The sequence below is a fragment of the Mycetocola sp. BIGb0189 genome (genome assembly GCF_024810155.1).
Lineage (GTDB): Bacteria > Actinomycetota > Actinomycetes > Actinomycetales > Microbacteriaceae > Mycetocola > Mycetocola lacteus.
This window is the reverse complement of sequence record NZ_JANUED010000001.1, coordinates 1-25,455: the sequence shown is the minus strand read 5'-3', so window position 1 is coordinate 25,455 and position 25,455 is coordinate 1. Positions and strand designations below refer to the sequence as shown.

18 protein-coding genes, 1 rRNA gene and 1 pseudogene are annotated in these 25,455 nt (G+C 67.1%); 1 reads left to right on the top strand and 19 read right to left on the bottom strand.

Features of this window, described 5'->3' with window-relative positions; genetic code table 11:
- Window positions 1-76: 76 nt before the first annotated feature.
- The 6 genes and pseudogenes from cmk to M2390_RS00075 form a co-directional block, all read right to left on the bottom strand.
- Complete coding sequence (gene cmk / locus M2390_RS00100; RefSeq protein ID WP_043321232.1) at window positions 77-772, bottom strand: (d)CMP kinase; 696 nt, start codon at window positions 770-772, stop codon at window positions 77-79.
- The gene (locus tag M2390_RS00095) at window positions 773-1,873 is read right to left on the bottom strand and encodes a prephenate dehydrogenase (protein WP_259176169.1); all 1,101 of its coding nucleotides are present in this window, start codon (window positions 1,871-1,873) and stop codon (window positions 773-775) included.
- A 931-nt stretch (window positions 1,874-2,804) separates the two neighbouring features.
- A pseudogene (locus tag M2390_RS00090) lies at window positions 2,805-3,566 on the bottom strand (pseudouridine synthase); the annotation flags it as partial.
- A 23-nt stretch (window positions 3,567-3,589) separates the two neighbouring features.
- A complete protein-coding gene (gene scpB, locus M2390_RS00085; protein WP_259176168.1) occupies window positions 3,590-4,264 on the bottom strand; it encodes an SMC-Scp complex subunit ScpB in 675 nt (224 codons plus the stop codon).
- The gene (locus tag M2390_RS00080; RefSeq protein ID WP_396822263.1) at window positions 4,254-5,075 is read right to left on the bottom strand and encodes a segregation and condensation protein A; all 822 of its coding nucleotides are present in this window, start codon (window positions 5,073-5,075) and stop codon (window positions 4,254-4,256) included. Before M2390_RS00080 ends, scpB begins: the two co-directional genes overlap by 11 nt.
- On the bottom strand, window positions 5,059-5,934 hold the full coding sequence (locus tag M2390_RS00075) for a ParA family protein (protein WP_030142840.1): 876 nt from the start codon (window positions 5,932-5,934) through the stop codon (window positions 5,059-5,061). Before M2390_RS00075 ends, M2390_RS00080 begins: the two co-directional genes overlap by 17 nt.
- 257 nt (window positions 5,935-6,191) lie before the next feature.
- Here M2390_RS00075 and M2390_RS00070 point away from each other — a divergent pair, with 257 nt between their 5' ends.
- The gene (locus M2390_RS00070; RefSeq protein WP_259176166.1) at window positions 6,192-6,842 is read left to right on the top strand and encodes a Pr6Pr family membrane protein; all 651 of its coding nucleotides are present in this window, start codon (window positions 6,192-6,194) and stop codon (window positions 6,840-6,842) included.
- Window positions 6,843-6,905: 63 nt separating this feature from the next.
- On the opposite strand, the gene M2390_RS00065 is transcribed toward M2390_RS00070, so the two are convergent.
- The 13 genes from M2390_RS00065 to rrf all read right to left on the bottom strand — a co-directional run bounded on the left by M2390_RS00065 (window position 6,906) and on the right by rrf (window position 25,210).
- On the bottom strand, window positions 6,906-7,940 hold the full coding sequence (locus M2390_RS00065; protein WP_259176778.1) for an NAD(P)-dependent alcohol dehydrogenase: 1,035 nt from the start codon (window positions 7,938-7,940) through the stop codon (window positions 6,906-6,908).
- 196 nt (window positions 7,941-8,136) lie between these two features.
- Window positions 8,137-9,039, bottom strand: a complete 903-nt coding sequence (gene xerD, locus M2390_RS00060; protein WP_259176164.1) for a site-specific tyrosine recombinase XerD — start codon at window positions 9,037-9,039, stop codon at window positions 8,137-8,139.
- A gap of 3 nt (window positions 9,040-9,042) precedes the next feature.
- Window positions 9,043-9,672, bottom strand: a complete 630-nt coding sequence (locus M2390_RS00055; RefSeq protein WP_259176163.1) for an NUDIX hydrolase — start codon at window positions 9,670-9,672, stop codon at window positions 9,043-9,045.
- Window position 9,673: 1 nt separating this feature from the next.
- The gene (locus M2390_RS00050) at window positions 9,674-11,386 is read right to left on the bottom strand and encodes a CTP synthase (protein ID WP_043321320.1); all 1,713 of its coding nucleotides are present in this window, start codon (window positions 11,384-11,386) and stop codon (window positions 9,674-9,676) included.
- Between the two features lie 201 nt (window positions 11,387-11,587).
- Window positions 11,588-13,321, bottom strand: coding sequence for a DNA repair protein RecN (gene recN / locus M2390_RS00045; RefSeq protein ID WP_187976589.1), 1,734 nt, complete (start codon window positions 13,319-13,321; stop codon window positions 11,588-11,590).
- A gap of 37 nt (window positions 13,322-13,358) precedes the next feature.
- A complete protein-coding gene (locus M2390_RS00040) occupies window positions 13,359-14,273 on the bottom strand; it encodes an NAD kinase (protein WP_259176159.1) in 915 nt (304 codons plus the stop codon).
- Window positions 14,270-15,106 carry a TlyA family RNA methyltransferase gene (locus M2390_RS00035; protein ID WP_121688451.1) on the bottom strand — a complete coding sequence of 279 codons (837 nt, stop codon included), beginning with the start codon at window positions 15,104-15,106 and terminating at the stop codon, window positions 14,270-14,272. The genes M2390_RS00040 and M2390_RS00035 overlap by 4 nt, the downstream gene beginning before the upstream one ends.
- A complete protein-coding gene (locus tag M2390_RS00030; RefSeq protein WP_259176155.1) occupies window positions 15,103-15,369 on the bottom strand; it encodes a hypothetical protein in 267 nt (88 codons plus the stop codon). Before M2390_RS00030 ends, M2390_RS00035 begins: the two co-directional genes overlap by 4 nt.
- Before the next feature lie 242 nt (window positions 15,370-15,611).
- Window positions 15,612-18,785 carry an HtaA domain-containing protein gene (locus tag M2390_RS00025; RefSeq protein WP_259176154.1) on the bottom strand — a complete coding sequence of 1,058 codons (3,174 nt, stop codon included), beginning with the start codon at window positions 18,783-18,785 and terminating at the stop codon, window positions 15,612-15,614.
- A gap of 197 nt (window positions 18,786-18,982) precedes the next feature.
- Window positions 18,983-21,514, bottom strand: a complete 2,532-nt coding sequence (locus M2390_RS00020) for an HtaA domain-containing protein (protein ID WP_259176153.1) — start codon at window positions 21,512-21,514, stop codon at window positions 18,983-18,985.
- Between the two features lie 170 nt (window positions 21,515-21,684).
- Window positions 21,685-22,734 carry an HAD-IIA family hydrolase gene (locus tag M2390_RS00015; protein ID WP_259176151.1) on the bottom strand — a complete coding sequence of 350 codons (1,050 nt, stop codon included), beginning with the start codon at window positions 22,732-22,734 and terminating at the stop codon, window positions 21,685-21,687.
- A 124-nt stretch (window positions 22,735-22,858) separates the two neighbouring features.
- Window positions 22,859-25,000, bottom strand: coding sequence for a primosomal protein (locus M2390_RS00010; RefSeq protein ID WP_259176150.1), 2,142 nt, complete (start codon window positions 24,998-25,000; stop codon window positions 22,859-22,861).
- 93 nt (window positions 25,001-25,093) lie between these two features.
- Window positions 25,094-25,210: ribosomal RNA gene (rrf, locus tag M2390_RS00005) — 5S ribosomal RNA — on the bottom strand.
- Window positions 25,211-25,455: the final 245 nt, after the last annotated feature.

Genomic DNA, 25,455 nt, shown 5'->3' with positions numbered 1-25,455 from the left:
AGGGAGCCCAGGTGTTGCGGGCTCGATGGTGACCGCTAGGCGGTCGTACCCCCGGGGTCGGTGGACACCGGAGGGTCTATTCGGTTGTGTGTGCTGGCTCAGGTGTTGCGAGCCCGTTGTGTACCCGCTCGACAACCGCGGCAATGGTGGCCGGGAAATCGAGGTGGGTGGAATCGAGGGTGTAGACACCCTCGGCGGCGGTCATGAACTCGGTCACGGCGGAATCGGCACGATCCCGCTTGGCGAGTGCTTCGGCCGCAGTCTTGGCGGCATCACCGGTGAGCTCGGCTCCCCGGCGTGCGGCGCGCACCTCTTCCGAGGCGGTGAGCAGAATCCGGACCGGAGCGTCCGGAGCCACCACGGTTGTGATGTCGCGTCCCTCGACCACAATACCCGGCTTTTCGGTCGAGGCAATAATGGTGCGGAACAGGTTATTGACGAAGGTGCGAACCTCGGGAACCCGGGCCACCTGGCTCACCAGCGCCGAAATGCGCGGTTCGCGGATTGCCTCGGTGACCTCGGTGGATCCCACCAGGACAAAATACTCGTCGGGATCGGTACCGATGCGGTACTCGAATCCGGGCAGCGAGGCGATCACCAGCGCGGTGTCCGAACCATCGACCCCGGCGTCATCCAGGTACCAGGCCAGCGCACGGTAGGCGGCACCGGTGTCCAGATAGGCAAAACCCAGCTGCTTCGCTGCGGCCTTGGAAACCGAGGACTTGCCACTGCCGGCCGGGCCATCAACGGCCACCACAAATACGTTTGACATCTATACGCTCGCGATTCTCCAGCCGCGCGCCCCGAGATCCTCGATGGTGCGCTGCTTAACCTCGGGAAGAACCGCGATCTCGGCCAGGCCGATCTGGGCACCCGGTGAGTGCTCCAGGCGCAGGTCCTCCATGTTGACATTGATCTCACCGAGCTCGGTGAGGAGCCGGCCCAGCTGGCCGGGAGTATCGTCCACCATCACCACGATGGTGGCAAACCGCTGCGACTGACCGTGCTTCCCGGGGATCCGGGCGACGCCGGAGTTGCCTGCGGCCATCGCATCGGCCACCGCGCGGCGAGCACCGGGGGCGTCCGGGTCGCGCAGGGCCTCGGTGACCGCGCCGAGACGGGCGATCATCGCCTCGAGTGCCTCCACCACGGGACCCGAGTTGGCGGCGAGGATCTGCAGCCACAGCTCGGGTGCGCTTGAGGCGAGCCTGGTGGTGTCGCGCAGGCCCTGACCGGCCAGCTGGATCGCGGTATCGGGGGCATCGGCGAGGCCCGCGGCGAGCAGGCTGGACACCAGCTGCGGCAGGTGCGAAACCAGGCCTACCGAGGCGTCATGCTCCTCGGGGGTCATCTCGATCAGCACGCCGCCCACATCCAGCGCCACGGCCTCGATCAGGGCGAGGTCTTCGCGGCGGGTTTCCTCGTCGCGGCAGATCACCCAGGGACGACCGAAGAACAGGTCGGCGCGGGCGGAGATTGCCCCGCCGCGCTCGCGTCCGGCCATCGGATGCGAACCGATGTAGCGGGTCAGGTCGATGCCGCGCGCCTCGAGGGTGCGCAGCGGTGCCAGCTTGACACTGGCCACATCGGTGACCACGGCCTCGGGGTAGTCGGCGAGCGCGCGCTCGACCGCGTCGGCCACCACATCCGGCGGGACACACACGATCACCAGGCGAGGGGCGTCCCCCGCGGCGGGCAGGCGTCCGGCACCGTAGTCGACGGCCAGACGCAGGTTGCTGGGTGAGGCGTCATCGAGGATGACCTCGACACCCTTCTCCCGCAGCGCCAGCCCGAGACTCGCCCCCAGCAGACCGGCACCGACGATGCGGACCGGACCCTGGGTGCGGGTCGCGTTGGATTTCTGTTCTACCATCGTTCCTGTTTATCTCAGATCGGGTGTGGTGACAAACCCCGGTTTGTTAGTAACGCTTGCGGTCGTCCCGGCCGAAACGCTCGCCGCCACCGCGCGGGCCGCCATCGCGACGCTCGCCGCCACGGCCGGGCTGCTTGGGTCCGGCGCTCTTCGGGCCGGCACTCTTGGGGCCGGCGGCGCGATAGTCATCGCGTCGCTCGCCACCGGAGCGGCCGCCGCGATCCTGTGCTCCGGCACCGCGGGCACGATAGTCGCCGCGCTCGGGACGTCCGGCACGGTCGCCGTGGCCCGAACGCTCGGGGCGTCCGCCACGCTCATCGCGCGAGTAACCGCCACGGTTCTCGCCGCGGCTGTCCGTGCCGCGGTTGTCACGGCTGTAGCCGCCCTCGCGGGGTCCGCGGTCATATCCGCCGCGTCCGCCACGCTCATCACGGGAGTAACCGCCACGGTTCTCGCCGCGGTTGTCACGGCTGTAGCCGCCCTCACGGGGTGCCCGGTTATCCCGGTCATAACCGCCGCGCTCGGGACGACCGCCACGGTCATCACGGTTGTAGCCACCCTCGCGGGGAGCCCGGTCATAGCCGCCGCGTGCATCGCGGTTGTAGCCGCCCTCACGCGGAGCGCGGTTGTCCCGGTCGTAACCGCCGCGACCCTCGCTCCGGTTGTCCCGGCCATAGCCACCCTCGCGAGGTGCACGGTCCTCGCGGTTGAAGCCACGCTCACGGGGTCCACCCTCGCGCGGTCCACGCTCGCCGCGACGCTCGTCACGGCCGGTGCGCTTGGGGCCACGCTCGGTGGGCACGTAGGCACCACGCTCGCCGCCGCGCTGAGCACGGTAGCCGCCGTTGCGCTTGGCCTCACGGTCCTCGCGCTCACGCTCGGCCTGACGGCGCTCGATGTGATCGATCTCGATGTGCTCGGCGGGCTGGGCGCTGGCCTTGCGGGCCAGGGTCAGCACGCGACCCAGCTCTGCGGCGCTGAGCTCGCGGTAACGGCCCTGCGGCAGGGTGCCCAGGTGCAGCGGTCCAAACGAACGGCGCACCAGGTCGATGACCGGGTGACCGACGTGGGCCAGCATGCGGCGCACGATGCGGTGCTTACCCGAGTGCAGGGTGATCTCGATCATCGAGGTCTTGCCCGACTCGTCCATCAGGCGGGCGCGGTCGGCGCGGATCGGACCGTCATCCAGCTCGATGCCGCGCAGCAGGCGCGTGATCGTGGCCTGGGTGATGGTGCCGGAAACCCGGGCGATATAGGTCTTGGTCACACCGAACGAGGGGTGCGCAAGAACGTTGGCCAGCTCACCATCGTTGGTGAGGATGATCAGACCCGAGGTCTCCTGGTCGAGGCGGCCCACGTTGTACACGCGCTCCTCGAACTCCGAGGTGTACGCCGAGAGGTCGGGACGACCGTTTTCATCGGCGAGGGAGGAAACCACACCCACCGGCTTGTTGAGCATCACATAACGCTTGGTCTCGTCGAGCTGAACGGCCTGACCGTCCACCGAGACGAGGTCAACCTCGGGGTCGATGCGGCGACCGAGTTCGGTCACAACCTGACCGTTCACCTCGATCCGACCGGCGGTGATCATGTCCTCACACACGCGGCGGGAGGCGACACCGCGCTGAGCGAGTACCTTCTGCAGGCGTACGCCGTCGGGCTGGTTGGTGGGGTGAAGCGGGGAAGCGGGCATCCGCGAGGTTTCCTATTCTGTGGTCAGGCAGGGCGCAGGTCGGAGTCAAATCCGTCCGCACCATCGGGCAGCAGCGGTGAGATCGGCGGGAGCTCGTCCAGGGAGTTCAGTCCCAACTGGGTGAGCAGCAGATCGGTGGTGCCGTAGTGTATGGCGCCGGTCTCGGAATCGGTGAATACCTCGGTGATGAGGCCACGGCCGGCGAGCGTGCGCACCACCGAGTCTACGTTGACTGCACGGATGGCGGCTACCGCACCGCGGGTGATCGGCTGCTTATAGGCGATCACGGCCAGTGTTTCCAGGGCTGCGGGCGATAAACGGGCGGGATTTTGGGTGTGCACATAGTCGGTCACCACCTCGTCGTAGTCGGTGCGGACGTAGATTCTCCAGCCGCCACCCACCTCACGCAGCTCGAATCCGCGGCGCACACTCCCGTCCAGCAGTCCGTCAAAGTCGGCCACCAGGTTGGCGATTGCCTGACGTACCTCACGCAGCGGTGCCCCCACGGCCGAGGCCAGGTCCACCAGCGGCTGGGGTTCGTCGGCAACGATCAGGATCGCCTCGAGCGCACGCTCCAACGGGAGATCGGCGGCGGCGTGTGGGGCGAGCGGGGCGTCCGAGGCGGGTTCGGCACCCGTGGCGTCCGCGGCCAGGGTTTCAGGGGCCAGGGATTCAGCTGCCAGCGGCTCAGTTGTCATAGTCGGCTCCGAGGTTCACGAGGTTTTGGGCATCCCAGTCGAGCGCGCTCCAGGTGACGGTGAGTTCACCGAGCGGTTCGATCTGTTCAAAGGTCACCGCGGCATGGCGGTACAGCTCCAGCAGCGCCAGGAAACGGGCAACCACGATCCCGCGCTCGCTCACCCCGGACACCAGTTCCCGGAAGCTCTTGGGTTCTCCCCCGCGCAGCATCGCCACCAGGTGCGCGGCCTGCTCGCGGATGCTCACCAGCGGCGCGTGCAGGTGGTCGAGGCCCACGGTGGGAATCTCCCGCGGGGTCAGCGCGATCAGCGCGAGCGCGGCGAAGTCCTGCGGTCCCAGCGTCCAGTGCAGTTCGGGGGTGCGGGCGCGGAACTTCTCCTCCAGACGCACGGTGCGTGGGTGCCGGGTCGCCTCCACCCGGAGCCGATCGTCAAACCAACGCGCGGCCTCCTTGAAGGCGCGGTATTGCAGCAGCCGGGCGAACAGCAGGTCGCGGGCTTCGAGCAGGGCCGCATCCTCGGCGTCCACCACCTCGCCCTGGGGCAGCAGCCCGGCGATCTTCAGATCCAGCAGGGTTGCCGCGACCACGATGAATTCCGAGGCCTTGTCCATCTCCTCGGCCGCGTCGAGCCCGCGCAGGTACTCCAAAAACTCGTCGGTGACCGCCGAGAGGGCGATCTCGGTGATGTCGAGTTCGCGCTTGCCGATCAGGGTCAGCAGCAGGTCAAACGGGCCGTCGAAGTTGTCCAGGGCAACCCGAAACACCCCGGCATCCGGGGCATCAAGCACCGGATCAGGCGACGGCACCACGCGCTACCAGCTCACGCGCGAGCTGACGGTAGGCCTTGGCGGCCTGGTGCTCCGGCGCAAAATCGGTGATCGGAACCCCGGCCACGCTGGCGTCGGGGAACTTCACGGTGCGACCGATCACGGTCTCCAGCACCGAGTCGCCAAACGCCTCGACCACGCGCTCCAGGACCTCGCGCGAGTGCAGGGTACGGGAGTCGTACATGGTCGCCAGGATGCCGTCGAGCTTGATCGCAGGGTTCAGTCGGTCGCGCACCTTATCGATAGTCTCGATCAGCAGGGCCACCCCGCGCAGCGCGAAGAACTCGCACTCCAGCGGGATCAGCACGCCGTGGGAGGCGGTGAGGGCGTTGACGGTCAGCAGCCCCAGCGAGGGCTGGCAGTCCACCAGGATCACGTCGTATTCGGCGCTGACCTTACGCAGCACGCTGGCGAGGATCTGCTCGCGGGCAACCTCACCCACCAGGTGCACCTCGGCGGCGGACAGGTCGATGTTGGCGGGGATCAGGTCGAGCCCGGGCACCTTGGTCGAGACGATCGCCTCGTGCGGGTCCTTGGTGTGCCCCAGCAGCAGGTCGTAGATCGTGGGGGTGTCGTGGGCCACCACGCCGAGGCCGGCGCTCAGCGCACCCTGCGGGTCGAAGTCGACCGCGAGAACGCGGCGGCCATAGGCGGCAAGCGCCGCTCCCATGCTGATGGTCGTGGTGGTCTTTCCCACGCCACCCTTCTGATTGCACAGCGAGATGATGCGCGCGGGACCGTGCTCGGACAGCGGGGCCGGCTCGGGGAACTCGGTCTGAATGCGGCCGGTCGGGCCGAAGTCGATGCCCTCAAGCGGTGTGTTCTGTCCTGCTCTTGCCACTGCGTATCCCAACGTCCGGCGAATTCCTGCGGTTGCATACCGATTCTACCGGCGACCACCCACATCACCACCGAGGGCGCGCCCGTCCGCCATTTCCGCGAATCCACCGCTCCGAGCGAGGAGCATCCTCACCGGTGGAGGCGGTGGACGCCGATCCGCCACGATGTTCTTCGACCGCCTTCTCTTTTCCCGCGAGCCCCGCTGCCCCTAGACTCCCCTCAGCGGCACATCGAGCCACCCACAGCGTTAGGGAGATCATGAGTACCATCACACAGCCTCGCCTCGGCCTCGCGGCCCATCCGGTCGCGGGCATTCTCCGTGTGGCGTTTGGTTTGCTCACGCTGGCGGCAATCACCGGCTCGCTGATCCACTCGGCAAGCCAGGGACCGGTCAACCCGTTTAACTTCTTTGGCTACTTCACGATCCAAAACAACCTGCTGATGGGTGTGGTCCTGATCGCGGTCGCCATCCGCAGCCTGAGCGGACGCGCCCCCTCCCTCGGCTGGAGCCTCGCCCGCGGCTTCGCGGTGTCCTATATGGCCGTGGTGGGCATCGTCTACAACACGCTGTTGGTCGGGGTGGATGGCGGAGCCTCGCTGCCCTGGAGCAACTTCGTGATGCACGTCCTGTTCCCGATCATCGCGGTCCTCGACTGGATCATCTTCACCGATCGGGTCGCCCTCCCCTGGCGCACCTTCTGGTGGGTGCTCGTGTATCCGGCGGTGTGGACCATCGTGGTCCTGATCCGCGGCGCGACCGACGGCTGGGTTCCCTACCCCTTCCTGAACCCGGCAAACGGCTACGGCGTCGTGGCGCTCTACTGCCTGGGTGTCGTGGTGGCCTTCCTGGTGTCGGCCGCGGTGGTGTACTGGATCGCCCGCATCCGCCCGGGACGCGCCCCCCGCTAGTCACCCAAAGATGGCCCGGAATCCACGGATTCCGGGCCATCTTTCTGTAACGAGACGGGCCGGTTACGGCACCACAATCGCGCGGCCGACGATCGAACCGTCGTGCAGGCGGGCATAGGCGGTGGGCGCATCGGCAATGTCGAAGCGCTCCACACTGACCTTCAGCTGTCCGGTGCGGGCGAGGGCCAGCACCTCGATCAGCTCGCTGCGACTCCCCCAGAAGGGCGCACGCACGCCGACGCCGGCGGGAACCGTGCCGTAGCCCACCGGGACGCTGCCGCCGCCGATGCCGACCACCTCAATCGCTCCGTCGATCCGCACCGAGGCCCGGGCGGTTTCCAGGGTCGGGGCTGCCCCGACAAAGTCGAAGACCACGTCGGCCCCCACACCGCCGGTGAGCGCGCGGATCGCCGCGGGAGCATCGGCGTTGGAGAGCACCACGTGGTGAGCACCCACCTCGCGGGCGTGGGCGAGCTTTTCCTCGTTCACATCCAGCGCGATGACCGTGGCCGGGGTCAGCGCCCGCAGGATCTGAATACCCACGTGACCGAGGCCACCGGTTCCGATCACCACGGCGGTTGAGCCGGCGGGCAGGTTGGCCAGCTGGTGTTTGATCGAGTGGTACGGGGTCAGCCCGGCGTCGGTGAGGGAAACAAACTCGACCGGGTCGAGGCCCTGCAGGGAAACCAGGTGGCGTGCGCTATCGACGATCATGTATTCGGCCATCCCGCCCTGCGCGCCCAGTCCGGGCGGGCGGATACCCAGCTTGGCGGCGTTCGGGCAGTAGTTTTCGCGCCCGCGGGTGCACTCATCGCACGCGCCACAGCCCCAGGGGCCGTAAACAGCCACGTCGTCGCCGACCGAGAACTCGGTGACACCCTCGCCGAGCTTGTCCACGATTCCGGCGGCCTCGTGGCCCAGGGTCATCGGCAGCGCATGCCCCATGACCGACTGCGGCAACCCCATCACAAACCAGTCCGAATGGCAGAGCCCCGCGGCGGTAATCCGCAGCCGAACCTGGCCGGGCTTGGGCTCGGGAATCGGGATCTCGCGTACCTCGGGGGCACGGCCGATTTCCACGTACTGTACGGCCTTCATGTTCATGTGGTGCTCTCCTCCTCCGCGAGGCACGGTTTGTCCCCGCACCTCCACGCTACTCGCGTCACCGCGGGAAAGGCCGCCCCCGTCGGGGTTTGCACCCCCGATCCCGATAACGAGAAAGTCGGTCCCCCGGCGGGCACCCGTCGAGCCGAATAATCCGGCTCGCGAGCACCCATCGAGCGGAAAAACGCGACTAGCGGGCCCGCGGATGCGCCTGCACAAACATCTCGCGCAGCGAATCGGCGGTCACCCGGGTATAGATCTGGGTGGTCGCGACCGAGGAGTGCCCCAGCAGCTCCTGAACCACACGCACGTCGGCCCCACCCTGCATCAGATGGGTCGCAAACGAGTGACGCAACGAGTGCGGGGATACCTCGCTGGTGATCTCCGCCCGATCGGCGGCCCGGCGGATAATCAGCCAGGCGTTTTGCCGGGAGACCCGGGATCCACGCGCCCCCAGGAACAGTGCCGGGGTGGCCAGCCCGCGTGCAGAGAAGGTCGGGCGGGCGCGCACCAGGTACGCGTCCAGTGCCGCGCGGGCGTAGGAGCCCACCGGGACGATGCGTTCCTTATTGCCCTTGCCGCGCAGGCGCAGGATGTCGCCGTCGATCAGGTCGTCCACGTTGAGGTCCACGGCCTCGCTGACCCGGGCACCGGTCGCATAGAGCAGTTCCAGCAGGGCGCGATCGCGCAGCGACTGGGGATCATCCCCGGCCACGGCGGCCAGCAGCGCCTCGACCTCGTCGATGCGCAGCGCCTTGGGCAGGCGTGAGGGGAGCTTGGGCGGGAGAACCTCGCGGGCGCTATCGCGCTCCAGCTCACCCTCCTCCAGGAGGAACCGGTGCCAGCCGCGGACGGCCGACAGGATGCGGGCGACGCTTGCCGCCGCGAGACCCGACTCGGTCAGCGAGCGCCCAAACAGCGCGATGTGTTCGGGGCTGACGCCTCCCAGGTTGGCGATGTCCTGCTCGCCGAGCCACACCAGATAGCGGTTCAGGTCGCGCCGATACGCGAGCAGGGTGTTGTGTGAGCGACCCCGCTCGATACTCAGATGGCGCAGATAGTTTTCCAGCTGCCGTGTGGGATCGGCGGCCACGGGCTAGTCCTCGGTCGAGAACTTCGGGTGCCGGGTCCAGGGCTCGTGGGCGTCGCCCAGGCTCGCCCAACCGCGGCGGCGCGAAGCCTCGGCGGCCAGCACGCCCACTACGAGCAGCGAGTTCTGAATTCGGCGATCCAGGGCGGCCTCCACGACCTCCTCGAGTGGAACCCAGAGCTTCTCGATATCGGCTTCCTCGGCTTCGCGTTCAAACGCGGGCAGGTCGCTGATGCCACGGGCCAGGTAGATGCGGATGACCTCGTCGCTGCCGCCGGGGCTGGTGGCAAACTCGGAGAGCAGGGACCAGTCGGTGGCGGCCAGGTCGGCCTCCTCGGCCAGCTCGCGCTGCGCGCCGATCAGCGGGTCTTCTCCGGCGATATCCAGCAGGCCCGCGGGCAGCTCCCAGTCTCGGGTGCGGATCGGGTGCCGGTACTGGCGGATCAGCAGCACACGCTCCTGATCGTCCAGTACCAGCACCGCAACCGCACCGGTGTGATCCATATACTCCCGGGTGATATCACCGCCGGGGTACCGAATCACATCACGTCGAATGTTCCAGACTGCTCCCTTAAACACCGCCTCGCTGGAGGCGATGGGCGGGTGTGAGGGAGCGTCCCGGAGCTGTTCGGACATGTTAGTCGGCGACCACGCTCTCGGCACCGTTCTCGGCGAACAGCTTGGTCGCGTCGTGACGCTCCAGCGCCGCGGCCACCAGGCCACGGAACAGCGGGTGGGCGCGGTTCGGACGCGAGCGCAGCTCGGGGTGCGCCTGGGTCGCGATGTAGTACGGGTGGACCTCGCGCGGCAGCTCCACAAACTCCACCAGGTCACCGTTCGGGCTGGTGCCCGAGAAGACCAGTCCAGCCTCGGCGATCTGGTCGCGGTAGCGGTTGTTGACCTCGTAGCGGTGACGGTGACGCTCGGTGATGAGCTCGGAACCGTACACCTCGGCGGCGAGCGAGCCCGGGGCCAGTGCGGCCTCGTACTCACCCAGACGCATGGTGCCGCCCATGTCGCCCGAGGCGATGATGTCGACCTGCTCGGCCATGGTGGCGATCACCGGGAACTCGGTGTTCTCGTCGAACTCGGTCGAGGAGGCTCCGGCCAGGCCGGCCTCGTTCCGGGCGTACTCGATGACCATGGTCTGCAGACCCAGGCACAGGCCCAGGGTCGGGATCTTGTTCTCGCGGGCGAACTTCAGCGCGCCCAGCTTGCCCTCGATGCCGCGGATGCCGAAGCCTCCGGGCACGCAGATGCCGTCGAGTCCGGCGAGGGCCTTGGCGGCACCCTCCGGGGTCTCGCAGTCATCCGAGGGGATCCAGCTCAGGTTGACCTTGGTCTGGTTGGCGAACCCGCCGGCGCGCAGCGCCTCGGTGACCGAGAGGTAGGCGTCGGGCAGGTCGATGTACTTACCCACCAGGCCGATGTTGACCTCGTGCTTGGGCTCGGCGACCGCGTCCAGCAGGGTGTTCCAGCCGGATTCGCCGGACCAGTCGACCTCGCCGGCCTCAAGGCCCAGCTGGTCGATGATGTAGGAGTCGAGGCCCTGGTTGTTGAGCATCGAGGGGATCAGGTAGATCGAGGGCACGTCAACGGTGTTGATGACGCCCTCTTCCTCGACGTCACACATCAGCGCAATCTTGCGTTTATTGGCCTCGGTGACCGGGCGGTCCGAGCGCAGCACCAGCGCGTCGGGCTGGATACCGATCGAGCGCAGGGCGGCAACGGAGTGCTGGGTCGGCTTGGTCTTCTGCTCGCCCGAGGCGCCCATGAAGGGCACCAGGGAGACGTGCACGAAGAACACGTTGCGACGGCCGAGCTCGTGGCGCAGCTGACGTGCGGCCTCGATGAACGGCTGGGATTCGATGTCACCGACGGTGCCACCCACCTCGGTGATGATCACGTCGGGGCGGGGTTCCTCGGTGGCCTGCAGGCGCATGCGACGCTTGATCTCATCGGTGATGTGCGGGATAACCTGCACGGTGTCACCGAGGTATTCGCCGCGACGCTCCTTGGCGATGACCTCCGAGTAGATCTGTCCGGTGGTCACGTTGGCCGCCTGGGACAGGTTGATGTCGAGGAAGCGCTCGTAGTGTCCGATATCAAGATCGGTCTCGGCGCCGTCGTCGGTCACGAAGACCTCGCCGTGCTGGAACGGGTTCATCGTTCCGGGATCGACGTTCAGGTACGGGTCAAGCTTCTGCATGACCACGTGCAGACCGCGGGCGGTCAGCAGGTTGCCCAGGCTCGCGGCGGTGAGCCCCTTGCCCAACGAAGAAACGACACCACCGGTCACAAAAATATGCTTGGTTGTGTCGTTCTGAGATACCGCGTTTGATTTATTCACCACGGGCTTTGATCCTATCAGCAATATCGGGACTCGGCTAGCGCCGGGGTCCTGGGGAGGAGGAGTCCGCCGTGATGGCGGGGGAAAGTGCCGCGGCGGGGGCCGCGGCACTCGGTGAGTCGTGTGAAGCGAGAAAAATCACGGAGCCGCGTTTTCCGACGCGGCCAGGGCGAGTAGCTCCCCCGCGTGAAGCACCGGAACTCACGGAGCCGCGTTTTCCGAAGCCGCCAGGGCGAGTAGCTCCCCGGCGTGGGCCAGCGCGTTTTCCGAATCCGCCAGACCCGAGAGCAGCCGGGCCATCTCGGCCAGGCGCTCGTCCTCGCGCAGCTGGCGCACGCTCGAGGCGGTGACGCGGCCGTCGTCGTCCTTAACCACCGCCAGGTGGTTTCCGGCGAAGGCGGCAACCTGGGCCAGGTGGGTCACCACGATGACCTGGGCGCTGCGGGCGAGGGACGCCAGGCGTCGGCCGATCTCGATCGCCGCCGCCCCGCCGACCCCGGCATCCACCTCGTCAAACACAAACGTGGGCAGCGGCTCATTGGTCGCGATAACAACCTCGAGGGCCAGCATGACCCGGGAGAGCTCACCGCCGGAGGCTCCCTTGGCCACCGGACGCGGCTCGGCACCGTTGTGTGGGGCCAGCAGGAAGGTGATCTGGTCGGCGCCGTGGCTGCCGGGCTCGGGCAGGGGCTCCACAGCCACGGTGACCTTGGCCTGGGCCATGGCCAGCGCCGTCAGCTCGGTGGAGACCGCGGCCGACATCCGGGTGGCGGCGGCCGTCCGCACGGCCGTCAGCTCGGCGGCGGTGGTCAGCACGGCCGCATGCTCGGTTTCGACCCGGGCACCCAGTTCATCGATCCGGGACTCGTCGGAGTCGAGTTCCAACAGGCGCTGGGAGCCCACCGCACGCAGCTCCAGCACGTCCTCGTAGCGCGGACCGTGCTTGCGCACCAGGTTGGAGAGCAGCGCGCGGCGCTCCTGAATCTGTTCGAGTTCGTGGGCACCATCGGAGTCGAGGGTCGCCAGGTAGGTCGAGAGTTCGCCGGTCAGCTCGGCCACCTGGTATCCCAGCCCGGTGAGCTGTTCGACGATCGGGGCAAGGGTTGCGTCAAAGCCCACCGCGCGCTCCAGCTGACGCCGTGCGTGATCCAGCAGCGCCGAGACGTCGGCACCACCCTCGATCTCCTCGGCCGAGAGTGCCTCGCGGGCGCTGGCGGCGGCCAGGCGCAGGTCCTCGACGTTGGTGAGGCGTTCGGCGAGCGCGGTCAGCTCATCCTCCTCGCCGGGCTGCGGATCGGCGGCCTCGATCTCCTCCAGCGCGATCCGCAGGCGCTCGGCCTCGGCATGGCGCAGGTCGCGCTGCTCGATCAGCATCGCCAGGGTTTCGCGGGTGGTTTTCCAGGTTTCGAAGGCTGTGGTGTAGGCGGTGAGCGCGCGGCGCAGCTTCTTTCCGGCAAAGCGGTCCAGCGCATCGCGCTGGGCGGAGGCCGTGCGCAGACGCATCTGATCGGACTGTCCGTGCAGCACCACAAGCTTTTCACCCAGCTCGGCCAGCACGCCGATCGGGGCGGACCGTCCGCCTACCTGCGCGCGACTGCGACCCTCGGCGGATACCGAGCGACCCAGGGTCAGTTCGACCCGGTGCTCCCCGGCCTCGTTCACGCCGATCTCATCCAGCAGCCCACCGGCGTCACGCACCCGCTCGGCCACGCTGGTTGCCTCGTCGATGTTCCAACGTCCGTCCACACTCGCCTGATGCGCGCCGCGGCGCACGGCCGCGGCATCCGCCCGGCCACCCAGCAGGAGGCCCAGCGCGGTCACCACCATGGTTTTGCCCGCGCCGGTCTCCCCGGTGATCGCGGTGAATCCCGGACCGAGCGGCAGCGATGCCTGCGCGATCACGCCGAGATCCCGAATGTCAATGCTTTCGATCATGACGCTCCTCCGCGTGTGCGTGTTGCCCGAGTGTGGGTCACTTGCCGTCTCCGCGCCAGCCGGTCACCGGCAGGCGGAACTTCTGTACGAGTCGATCGGTGAAGGGCCCCTGGTGCAGGCGTGCCAACCGGATGGGGACGCCCGAGCGGCGCACGATCACGTGCGCGCCGCGGCCCAGCTCAAAGGTGCGACGCCCGTCACACCACAGCACGCCGGTCCCCGCGTTGCGCTGGAGCAGACGAATGCCGATCGAGGATTCGGGGGCCACCACGAGCGGCCGCGCAAACAGCGCGTGGGCACTCAGCGGCACCAGCATGATCGCCTCGACCGTGGGCCAGATCACCGGTCCACCGGCGGAGAACCCGTAGGCGGTGGAGCCGGTCGGGGTCGAGACCACGACGCCGTCGCATCCGAACGAAGACAACGGGCGATCGTCCACCTCCAGCAGCACCTCGAGCATGCGCTCGCGGCTGGCCTTTTCCACGGTGGCCTCGTTGAGGGCCCAGGTCTCGTAGACGATCTCGCCGTCCTGTTCCACGGCCACGGCCAGGGTCAGGCGCTCCTCGACCACGTAGTCGCCGCTGATCGCCCGGTGTACGGCATCGTCCAAATCGTCGCGCTCGCTTTCGGCGAGGAATCCGACGTGCCCCAGGTTGATGCCCAGCAGCGGGGCCGGATGGCGGCGCACGAGTTCGGCGGCGCGCAGGATCGTCCCGTCGCCTCCCAGCACGATCACGATCTCCAGGTCGGCCGCGGAGATATCTTCATCCAGCAGCAGGACCGGGCCGGTTTCGACCCCGGCCGCGCAGATGTCGTCCCGCTCGCTGCGCTCCAGGACCGGGGTGGCCCCGGCCAGGCGCAGCTGATTGATGACGTGCAGGGCGGCCTCGATGGAGTCGTCCCGTCCGGTGTGTGAAACAACAAGGATCGGGCGTAAAGTGGCCGTGGTCATGCCGTGGACTTCCCCTCCGCGGCGAGCTTCTTCACCGTCTCTTCCCATTCTGACGGATTTCCGCTCGTGGCGGCAGGGTCGGCGTCGTGAATCTTCGCATCGCGGAACCACACCAGGTATTCCAGGTTGCCCGCGCCGCCGGTAATCGGGCTGGGCAGCAGGCCCGCGGTGGCCAGGCCCAGGTCCCATGCATGCCATAGCACGGTGGCAATCGCGTGGGCACGGAGGTCGGCCTTGCGCACGATCCCCTCCTTGATCCCCGACTTGCCCACCTCAAACTGCGGCTTGATCAGCAGCAGGAAGTCGGCCCCGGGCTCGGCCGCATCACGCAGCGCTTGCAGCACCAGGGTCAGCGAGATGAAGGAGAGATCGCCCACCACGAGGCTCGGCAGGGAGTTGGTCACGCTCTTATGCTGCAGGTGCTGACCCTGGAGGTCGCGCACGTTGAGGCCCTCAAAGACCCGCACGCCCTCATCGGCGCGGACGGACGCGGCGAGCTGATCGTGACCCACGTCCACCGCAAACACCTCGCGGGCGCCGCGCTCGCGCAGCACCTGGGTGAAGCCACCGGTGGAGGCACCGGCATCCAGCGCGACGCGGCCGGTGGGATCCACCGGGAAGTTATCCAGCGCGCTCAGCAGCTTATGCGCGGCGCGGCTGACGTAGTGGGAGTCGCCGTCCACCGAGAGCTCCTGATTTTCGGACACCTTGGTGGATGCCTTGAGGGTTGTGGCACCATCCACCCGAACCCGAGCCTCGGCAATCAGCGCGGCCGCGGCCGAACGGGAACGGGCAAGGCCGCGCTCGGCTAGGGCAGCATCCAGGCGGATCATCGGTTCTCCTCGGAGGTCAGGGTGATGCGATCGGAGGCATCCAGGGTGTCGGACAGATCGCGGACAATCTCGGCGAGCGCCTCGGCACGCCGATCCAGATCCAGCGCCTCGACAGCCCGAGCGCGCTCGGCAATGGTGGTCTGCTCCGCGGTAGCTGCGTGCTCCGCGGAAGACGCGGTGCGCTCGTCGCCGCGGTCGGCACGTTCGCCGGGGCGGGGGCCGGGCAGGCCTACGCCGGGGCGGGGATCGGATGTATCACTCACGGTCCCAGCGTATCGTGGACCACCGTCACGGACGACGCCCCGCCCGCGCCCGCATCCAATTGCGCATCACCCCCGGCATCAGGTCGCTCGCACCAACAAAACTCGCCGCGCCACGGTGCCCAAGGGCATCAGGTCGCTCGCGCCAACAAAAGCCGCCGCGCCCTGGTGCCCGAAGGCATCACGGCGCGGCGGCCAGGTTTTATTTCTCGGCGGCCGGGTTGTGTGACGCGGCTGCCGGAGGGCTACTCGGCCGCGGCCAGGCGCCGACGCTTCAGCACGAAGCCCAGACCCAGCAGCAGGAGAACCCCACCCACCAGGAGGACTCCGGCCACATCGGCACCGGTCTGTGAGAGCTCGCCCGCGCCACCGGTTGCGGCGGGTGCGGACGGATCACCGGTTACGGTCAGCGCAATCTCGCCACGAGCCGTCTTGCCCTCAAGCATCAGCGTGTGGGCTCCGGCGGGGGTGCCCACGGGAATCGCCACGACGGTGTCGATACGGCCCTGGGCATCCGCGTTGACCACGGCCAGACGCACCGGGGTCGAGTGCAGCCAGATTTCCACCGGTTCGTCGGCGGTGAATCCGGAGGCCGTCACATGGACGGTCCCGCCCACGGCCACTGCGGACTTCCCGACCGAAACCGGAACGGTGACCCGGGTGTCCGGGGTGCTCGGCCCGGTGGACGGCTCGGGGCTCGTCGGCGGCAGGGACGGCTCGGTTGAGGGGCCCGGGGTCGGGCTAGTCGGCGGCACGCTGGGGTTGGTCGAGGGACCGGTCGAAGGCTCCGGACTGGTCGGCGGCACGCTCGGCCCGGTCGAAGGGTCGGTCGAAGGCTCGGTCGAAGGCTCCGGCGAAGGCTCGGTGGCCGGGGTCACCGTCACCTTGAGCGACAGCGGTGCCAGCGCGGTGCCGGCCGGGTAGATTCCACCGAACAGGTCGCGTCCGGTTTCGGCCAGCACGGTCGGTGCGGCGGTGATCGTGATCGAGCCGTTGGCGTCGGTCTTCAGCACCGAGCCGGACAGGTCGGCGGTGGCGATCAGGACCGGGGCGCCTGCCGGGGTGTCCGCGCCGCCCATCGACCGTGCCGAGTAGGTGGCGAAGATCGAGGCGGTGGTGCCGGAGATCTCAATCCGCGGATCCTTCAGCACGCTGCGCAGCTGCCAGGTGTCGCCCACCAGGTGACCGAGGTAGGTCACGGTACCGGAGAAGGCGATCGAGGTGGTCGGAACCTTCGTGGTCTCGGTCAGCGGGAAGGTGACGATGCCGGCGGCATCGGCCACGGCACCCTCGGTCCCGGTGATCGAGCCCTTGGCGATATCGCTCAGAATGTATTTACGGAACGCGTCGTGCACACCCCAGACCACAGACCCGGTGATGCTCCCGGGCTTCCCGGGCGGAGTGCTGGGATTGGTCGAGGGCTCGGGTGTCGGGCTGGTCGGCGGGGTGCTGGGATCGGTCGAGGGCTCGGGTGTCGGGGTGGACCCGCCTCCCTCTCCCCCATCCACGGCGGGACCGTTGGCGGTGGAGGGGGTGGTGGTTGCGGTGAAGGTGCCCGAAAGCGGGTTCGGGACCTTGCGAGCGTTACCATCGGCCGAGGCCGAGGTGGTCATCCACCAGCCGCGCAGGCCCGGGGTCAGGAAGTCGATGAACGACTTGGGGAACGAGTTGGGCGAGGCCGCCTCACCCGGCGCCTGATACACGCGACCCGCGTAGTCCGGGGTCCCGGAAATCTTGGTGCTGCCATCGGACTGCGCCTCAAGCTTGAGCGCGGCGAAGGTGGCCACGGTCACGCGCTTGAATCCCGCGGACACGTTGGTCTTGGACTCGCCCCAGGCCACATCGAAACTCAGCGTGGCCGAGCCGTCTGCCTGGCGGATCAGGTAGGGGTTGGCGAAGGTCAGGAACACGTCGGGAGCAAGACCCGGGTAGGGACGGTACTCAATCGCGTCGCTCCAGCCGATCTGGGCGGCACCGGTTTTCGGATCGCTCCATCCCTGTCCACCCGAGAAGGTGAACAGTCCGGCGCGGTCCACGGCCACCTCGCCATACGGGTGGGTTTCCCACTCGTTGGCGTAGTCCGAGATGTCCCAGGAGAGGGCGTTTCCGCTGGTCTCGACGGCACCGGCGGGTGCTGCGGCGAGCGCGGGCGCCTTCGGCCCGGTGAAGGCCGGGTTGGGCTCGGCGGGCTTGGTCGGGGCGGTGCCGTCCTGGCCGGGGGCCGGGGCCAGCGCGCTGACGACCGGCAGCGCTCCGGCCACCGCGATCTTCGAGATCGCCGAGTTGGTCGCGCTGATCGGGTTGCCATCGTACGGGTGGGAGACAAACACCGCGTTATTGGTGGGGTCTGCGGCCACGGCCCAGAGGTTGGCATTACCAGCGCCGTAGCCTCGAACGACTCCGGCGGTCACAAAGTCCACGGCGATCTTCGAGGTCCAGGTGTCGGGGCTGATCACGCGCAGGGCAGCGTCGGCGCTGGAGGTCACATAGACCTCGTGGCTGCGGGCATCCACTGCGATGCCGCGGGTGGTGTCGCCGAGACCAATCGGGCTGCCCAGAATCAGGTTGGTGTCGGTGTCGACTACCACGAGCTTGCCGTCCTGGTCATCGCTCATCCAGTCGGCGTCATAGGCCACGTAGAGGTGGTGCAGGACCGGATCGATGCCCAGCGAGGTCAGGTAACCGCCGATGGGTCCGCCGGGGAATTCGAAGGTACCGACCCCGATCTGGATGGACGAGAGCCAGGTGTTGGTTTTCAGATCGATGGCGGTGATCACATCCGCGCTGCCCTTATCACCCACCCAGAGCTTGCCGGCGGCGGGATCGATCACGATATTTGTCAGCGACGGATACTTGGCGCCGCTCACCGAGATGGGTGCGCCCACGGTGCCGGCGTCGATGCCCACCGGAACCACCTGGGTCGAGGTTGCCAGGTAGACGGTCCGGGTGGCCGGGTAGAACGCCATCGAGCTCACGCTGGTGGGGGTGCCGGCGATCGTTTTCACGACGCTGCCACTCGCCAGGTCCACCACGTCCAGGGTTCCCTGCATCCCGCTCTTATCGTCGGCCGCGGTGCGAGCACGCGGGACAAAGGTAGTGTTGGTGGCCGGGTCGACGGTGAGCTTGTCGATGCCGCTGTTGAATGAGATCGAGGTGTCGCCCACGGTGAAGGTCGAGGTGCTCACCCGGGTCAGCGCGCCGGTCTTGGTTTTCGAATCGTCGGTGGGCACGTAGAGGGCACCATTGCGCTCATCCAGAGCGAACGATCGGGCCTGCTTACCGGCGGCGACCGAGGACGAATAGGTGTAGGAGCGGGTGTTGTCTCCGGCTGCCTGCGCGGGTGCGGCACCGATGAGCGGTGCCAACACGAGCGCGCCGATCAGCGGCGCAACACTCAGCGCTCGATGAAGAGTAATCACGAAGGACTCTTTCCGAGTGTGGTGTGGGGGAAGGAGCATCACCCGACCACAGTCGCTGTTAATCAGGCTAGCCTTACCTAGCTTAGGTTAGGGATGCCTTATTAACCTATTTCTCGGAGAATTTTCCTCCCACAGAACCCGAAAAGCCGGGGCCCGTCACACCGATCGTGTACACGGGCCCCGGCCATAGCGAGGAGCTAAATCCCCTCTTCGCGACGCCGCTTGAGCACAAACCCCAGCCCCAGAAGCAGCAGCACGCTGCCGGCGATGAGCACTCCGGCGATATTGGCACCGGTCTGCGAGAGCTGGCCTGAGCCAGCCGAGACGGGGGCAACATCACCGGTGGACAGCGCCGCCGAAACCGTGACCGGGACCTCACCGCGCGCGGTTGTGCCCTCCAGCTTGAGCGTGTGAGCGCCCGCCGGCGTGGTGGCGGGGATCGTCACGGTGACGTCAACCAGGCCCCGCGCATCCGCGGTGACGGTTGCCAGGCGCACCGGGGTCGAGTGCAGCCAGATTTCGACCGTCTCCCCCGCCGCGAATCCGGCCGCCCGCAGGTGCACGCTGCCGCCGGCGACGGCCGCAGAACTGCCGATGGTCACGGGCACAACGGTGCGGTTATCCGGGGCACCCGGATCGACCGAGGGCACGGTGGAGGGATCCGTACTCGGCACTGCCGAAGGCTCCGTCGTGGGCCCAGTCGAAGGCTCAGTCGTGGGCTCAGTGGTCGGCCCAGTGGTCGGCCCAGTTGAAGGCTCAGTGGTCGGCTCGGTCGACGGCTCCGGCGTCGGCGTCACCACCGCCTCTCCCCCATCGACGGCGGGACCATTCGCCTCGGAAGGCTTAGCGGTCGCGGTAAAGGTGCCGGCGATCGGGTTGGGCACCTTGCGTGCGTTACCGTCGGCGGAGGCCGAGGTGGTCATCCACCATCCGCGCAGCGCCGGGTCGAGGTAATCGATGAACGACTTGGGGAACGAGTTGGGCGAGGCTGCCTGCCCCGGTGCCTGGTACACGCGGCCCGCATAGACGGGTGTGCCCGAAATCGCGGTGGATCCGTCTGCCTGAACGCTCAGGCTCAGGTTGGTGAAGGTGGCCAGGGTGACCCGCTTGTAGCCCGCGGATACGTTGCTCTTGGACTCACCCCAGGCCACGTCGAAGCTCAGCGCGCCGCTCCCGTCGACGTTGCGCACCAGGTAGGGGTTGGCGAAGGTGAGGAACACATCCGGGGCGAGTCCCGGATAGGGGCGATACTCGATCGCATCGCTCCAGCCGATCTGCGCGGCACCGGTCTTCGGGTCGCTCCACCCGGTACCCGCGGCAAAGGTGAACGCGTTCTTGTCGCTCACACGTACGCCACCGTACGGGTGGGTTTCCCAGACACTCGCGTATGCGGATACGTCCCAGGTGAGGCTGTTCGCCGTGGTTTCCACGGCACCGTTCGGGGCCTTCGCCAGGGCCGGCGCCTGCGGCCCGCTGAAGACCGGGTTGACCACCGGAGGGGTGCTCGGCTGGGTTTCACCCTGGCCGGGTGCCGGCGCCAGCGCGGTCACGGCGGGGAGGGCACCCGATACGGCCACCTTGGAGATCGCCGACTGCGTGCTGCTCAGCGGGGTCTTGGAGTACGGGTGCGAGACGAACACCGCGTTATTGGTCGGGTCGGTGGCCACACCCCAGAGGTTTGCCGGTCCGGTGCCATAGCCGGAGACGATCCCGGCCTGAACGAAGTCCACCGCGGTCTTGGCGGTCCAGGTGTCCGGGCTGATCACGGTCAGTGCGGAGTCCTCGCTACTGGTCACATAGACCTCGTGGCTGCGGGTATCCACCGCCGCCGCTCGAGAGGTTTTGCCCACCTGGATCGGGGCACCCAGGATCTGCCGGGTCTGAGTATTGGCCACCACGAGTTTACCCAGGCCCGCATTCCACACACCTTTGCTATTGGGGTTGAGAACGGCGTAAATCTGGTTCAGCGCCGGATCGAGGGCCAGGGCGGCGAGCGATCCACCCACCACGGTCCCATCGAACGTGAACGTAGTCACCGGGATGGACTGATCCTTAAGCCAGGTATTTGTGCGCAGGTCAAAGGCCTCGATGGTCCCCTTGGTGCGGTTACCCGCCCACAGCCGGTCGTTCGCCGGGTCGATGACCGCGTTGGTGAAGTAGGTGTCGGCCACGGTGGAGATCTCTACCGGTGTACCCACGGTTCCCGCGGCGGGATCGATCGGCACGACATAGTCATTCGACATCGCGTAGACCGTGTTGGTGCGCGGGTAGTAGACGATCGAGTCCGTGGTGGTGGGAACACCGTGAATGGTTTTGGTCACCGTTCCGGTGGCGAGGTTGACCACATCCAGCGAACCCGTGAGCGCGAAGTCCCATCCGCCATTCAGATCATCGCGCGCCACAAACGCGGTGTTACTGGCCGGATCGACGGCCACACGCGTGGCGGCGGATTCCAGCGGAATCGGCGTCTCGGCAGTAAATGCGGCCGAGCCCACCCGGGTCAGCGCACCGGGCTGGCCATCGCCGTTGTCGGTGGGGACGTAGAGGGCGCCATTGCGCTCATCCAGGGCAAACTGGCGAGCCTGGTTACCGGCGGCGACCGAGGAGACATACGAGTAGGAGCGGGTGTTGTCCGGGGCCGCATGGGCGGGGCCGGCACCGAGCAACGGGGCCAGCGCGAGCGCGCCAATCAGCGGGGCGACACCAAGCGCTCGATGAAGAGTTTTCACGAAGGACTCTTTCCGAGTTGAGTGTGGGGGAATGCGAACCGGCCCCGTCGCGCGGGGCGTAAGTTAGCATCCCCTATCTTAGGTTAGGGCAACCTTATTAACCTACTTTTGGGTAAAAAGAAACCCGTCGCCCTCGCGGGGAGACGGGTTTGCTTTTACTCGGCCGGGGACTAGCCCGCGGTCACATCATCCAGGTACAGGCGCTCGGGGACCTCAAAGCCCCACACCGCACGCTCCGACTTCCAGATGACAGCGGCGGCCGCACGCAGGCGATTGAGCGCGCTGGTGCCCTCCTTGACGATCACGATGTCATTGCCACGGATCGAGATTACCGCGTCCTCGACGGTGGCGGTCAGACCGTCCTTGCTGAACTCGGTTACCGGGTAGGGCTCGTGAAGTTCACGCAGGTCGCCCAGAATGTAAGTCGGCTGCGAGTCGCGCGGTGCCGCCAGGACGTGCTTGGGACGGTCGATCCCGGTGAGCACCAGAACCGAGTCGATTCCCGCACGGTTGGCACCGAGGATGTCGGTGTCCAGGCGGTCCCCGATCATGATCGGGTTTGTCACGCCAAAGCGGTTTTTCGCCTCGATGAAGATCGGCACCTCGGGCTTGCCGGCGACGGTGGCCAAACGCCCCACCGCCGTGTGCACTGCCGAAACCAGGGTTCCGTTACCCGGGGCGATGCCGCGGGCCTGGGGAATGGTCCAGTCGGTGTTGGTGGCGATCCACGGCAGCTCCTCCTCCCCATCGCGCGGGGCGAGGGTGAAGGCGGCCTCGGCAAGGTGCGTCCAGGCCACATCCGGGGCGAAACCCTGCACCACGGCGACCGGGTTGTCCGCCGCGGTACGAGTGACCACGTAACCGGCCTTGGTGAGTTCATCCACCAGGCCGTCGCCCCCCACCACGAGGATCGTGGATCCAGGCTCAACCAGCGTGCCCAGCAGGGTCATCGCCGCCTGCGGGCTGGTGACCACATCCGAGGGCTGGACGCTCAGTCCCAGCTCGGTGAGGTGCGCCGCAACGGTGGCGTCGGTGCGCGAGGCGTTGTTGGTGATGTAGCCCACCCGCACCGATTCCGCCGCACGGTTGAGCGACTCAACCGCGTGCGGGATCGGACCGGGACCGGCGTACACGACGCCGTCCAGGTCCGCGAAGACCGCGTCACGGCCGGTCAGCGGGGTTGTCAACGACTGCTTACGACGCAGAAACGGTACGACCATCGGTGTTCTCCTCCTCGATTTCGACGGCACGGGCGAACCAACGGTACGCCGCCGTCAAAGTGCTGGCACCCTCCGAGGTTACTCCCTCGGAGGGTGCGTCATCACCAGTGTGTGAGCTCTTGACCTATTCCGCCGTGGGGTTTGCGCTGTCGGTCTGTTCCCCGGACTCGGCGGCCTGGATCGCGGCTTCGGCTTCGGTCACTACCGATTCTTCGGCGGCCACCTCTGCCTCTACCTCGGCTTCAACAACGGCGGCAGCATCGGCTACGGCATTTGCTTCGGCGGCAGTCTCCGCATCGGCCGCGGCTTCGGCTGCAACCTCGGCGATGATGTCGGCCTCGGCGACTACCGCAGCTTCCGCGGCGACCTCTGCTTCCACCTCGTTTTCCACCACAACGGCTGCTTCGGCAACGGCGTTGGCTTCGGCGGCTGCCTCTGCCTCTGCCTCTGCCTCTGCCTCTGCGTTAGCTTCCGCTTCGGCATCTACATCTACATCTACATCCGAGGCTGCAATTTCCTGCTCGTCGGTGTCGATCCGGTTGCCATCCTCATCGAGGTCGGTCGCGAAGTCCTCGTAGATCGTGGTGATGTCGATGGTCTCGGCACCACTGAGGTTGTAACGCTCGTCGATAGCCTCGGTGGCGATCCGCGCACGCTTGCGCCAGGTGGCTGCTTCCTTCTCCCGGTCCAGGTCGCCAAGAACCTCGGCGTAGGCGGAGAACAGATCCGGGCTCCAGTCGAACGCGCGGTTCGGGTCGAGCTCGGGGATCTGCAGCTCGGCCAGGGCCAGCTCGGGCTTGTTCTGGTCGAGACGCGCACCGGACATCGCGATGGCCAGGGCCACACGTGCCTCGGGAGTCAGGGTCGACGGGTCAACCGTGCGCCCCTCCTCGAGGGCACGGTCGGGACGCTCCAGAGCGCGCTCGCAGTCAACCATCAGCGCGATGTTCTCGTTGGATCCGGTGATGCGACGGAAGGTCCGCAGTTCACGCAGGGCCAGCTGGTAGTCGCCAACGCTGTAGGCGGTCACGGCGAGGGTCTCACGAACCACGCCGATACGACCGGCACGACGCGCGGCGGAGGTTGCGTGCTGGTGAGCCAGCTCGGCATTGTGCTCCAGCAGACCGGCGGCCATGATCAGGTGGCGTGCCACCCACTCGGCGTTCTCCTTGGTCAGGGTCTTCAGCTCGTTGCGCGAGTGACGGTCCAGCTGATCCTCGGTGATGCCCTCGGGGATCTCCGGGTCCTCGTGCCGGGTACGAACCGACTTGAGTTCCTTGGCCAGACGCTGCTGCTCGGTCAGTTCCTCTTCGTAACGGTTTGCGTCACGGTCACCGCGCGCCGGCGCCCCGTCACGGGTCCACAGACGGTTCTCGCCGCCTCCGTTACGTCCCGCTCCCCCGCGCTGCGGACGGTCGCCGTACGAACGGTTGCCATCGCGCTGGGGACGGTCGCCCTGGGGGCGGTCGCCAAAGGAACGCTGGGGACGGTCACCGTAAGAGCGATTGCCATCACGCTGCGGACGGTCACCGTAAGAGCGGTTGCCATCACGCTGCGGACGATCACCCTGCGGACGGTCACCGAAGGAACGCTGCGGACGGTCACCGTAAGAGCGGTTACCATCACGCTGCGGACGATCACCCTGCGGACGGTCACCGAAGGAACGCTGCGGACGGTCACCGTAGGAACGGTTACCGTCGCGCTGCGGACGGTCACCCTGGGGACGGTCACCGAAGGAACGCTGGGGACGGTCACCGTAAGAGCGGTTGCCATCGCGCTGAGGGCGGTCACCGTAGGAACGGTTACCATCGCGCTGAGGGCGGTCACCGTAGGAACGGTTGCCATCGCGCTGGGGACGGTCGCCCTGGGGGCGGTCGCCGTACGAGCGATTGCCATCACGCTGGGGACGGTCACCGTACGAGCGATTGCCATCACGCTGGGGACGGTCACCATACGAGCGATTGCCATCACGCTGCGGGCGGTCACCGTACGAGCGATTGCCGTCGCGCTGCGGGCGGTCACCGTAGGAACGGTTACCATCACGCTGCGGACGGTCACCGGCGGGGCGCTGGCCCTCACGCGGCGGGCGGGCGTCGCGGTTGCCACCGTTGCCAGCGCCGCCTTCGCGCTGAGCCTTGAATCGTGCGGCACGCTCAGCCGAACGTGCGGCGTCCTTATCTGCGCGAGCGCGTGGACGGCGGTCGGAAGACGAGTCGCCGGAGCCACCTTCGGGGCGTGTGAAATTATCCGGACCTGATTCAGACATCTATCTTCCTTCGCTATTTTGTTCGCGCGTTTCTAATCCATGTTAAAGCAAAAGGGCCGCCTCATAGAGGCGGCCCTTGCTTTCTAAAAAGAAGTCCGGCGGTGACTTACTCTCCCACAGGGTCCCCCCTGCAGTACCATCAGCGCAAAGAGCCTTAGCTTCCGGGTTCGGAATGTAACCGGGCGTTTCCCTCTTGCTATAACCACCGAAACACTATTGACATATCACGAACAACACGGCCATCACACACCACCCAAACACGTTAGGCAGCCTGTGACAGCTATATTGTTCTCGACTCATACATCAAGAACCACAAAGTGGACGCGAAACATACTCTGGACCACACACACCAACCTTTAAAAACGATGTGCATGTAATGATTATCAAATTATCGGCCTATTAGTACCGGTCAGCTCCACGAGTCTTTAGTCCTCGCTTCCACATCCGGCCTATCA

Excerpts from the sequence above, each read along its gene's own strand:
- M2390_RS00040 (WP_259176159.1), bottom strand. The coding sequence starts at position 14,273 with ATGACCACGGCCACTTTACGCCCGATCCTTGTTGTTTCACACACCGGA.
- cmk (WP_043321232.1), bottom strand. The coding sequence starts at position 772 with ATGTCAAACGTATTTGTGGTGGCCGTTGATGGCCCGGCCGGCAGTGGC.
- M2390_RS00010 (WP_259176150.1), bottom strand. The coding sequence starts at position 25,000 with ATGTCTGAATCAGGTCCGGATAATTTCACACGCCCCGAAGGTGGCTCC.
- M2390_RS00070 (WP_259176166.1), top strand. The coding sequence starts at position 6,192 with ATGAGTACCATCACACAGCCTCGCCTCGGCCTCGCGGCCCATCCGGTC.
- M2390_RS00065 (WP_259176778.1), bottom strand. The coding sequence starts at position 7,940 with ATGAAGGCCGTACAGTACGTGGAAATCGGCCGTGCCCCCGAGGTACGC.
- M2390_RS00015 (WP_259176151.1), bottom strand. The coding sequence starts at position 22,734 with ATGGTCGTACCGTTTCTGCGTCGTAAGCAGTCGTTGACAACCCCGCTG.
- M2390_RS00055 (WP_259176163.1), bottom strand. The coding sequence starts at position 9,672 with ATGTCCGAACAGCTCCGGGACGCTCCCTCACACCCGCCCATCGCCTCC.
- M2390_RS00095 (WP_259176169.1), bottom strand. The coding sequence starts at position 1,873 with ATGGTAGAACAGAAATCCAACGCGACCCGCACCCAGGGTCCGGTCCGC.
- M2390_RS00035 (WP_121688451.1), bottom strand. The coding sequence starts at position 15,106 with ATGATCCGCCTGGATGCTGCCCTAGCCGAGCGCGGCCTTGCCCGTTCC.
- scpB (WP_259176168.1), bottom strand. The coding sequence starts at position 4,264 with ATGACAACTGAGCCGCTGGCAGCTGAATCCCTGGCCCCTGAAACCCTG.
- recN (WP_187976589.1), bottom strand. The coding sequence starts at position 13,321 with ATGATCGAAAGCATTGACATTCGGGATCTCGGCGTGATCGCGCAGGCA.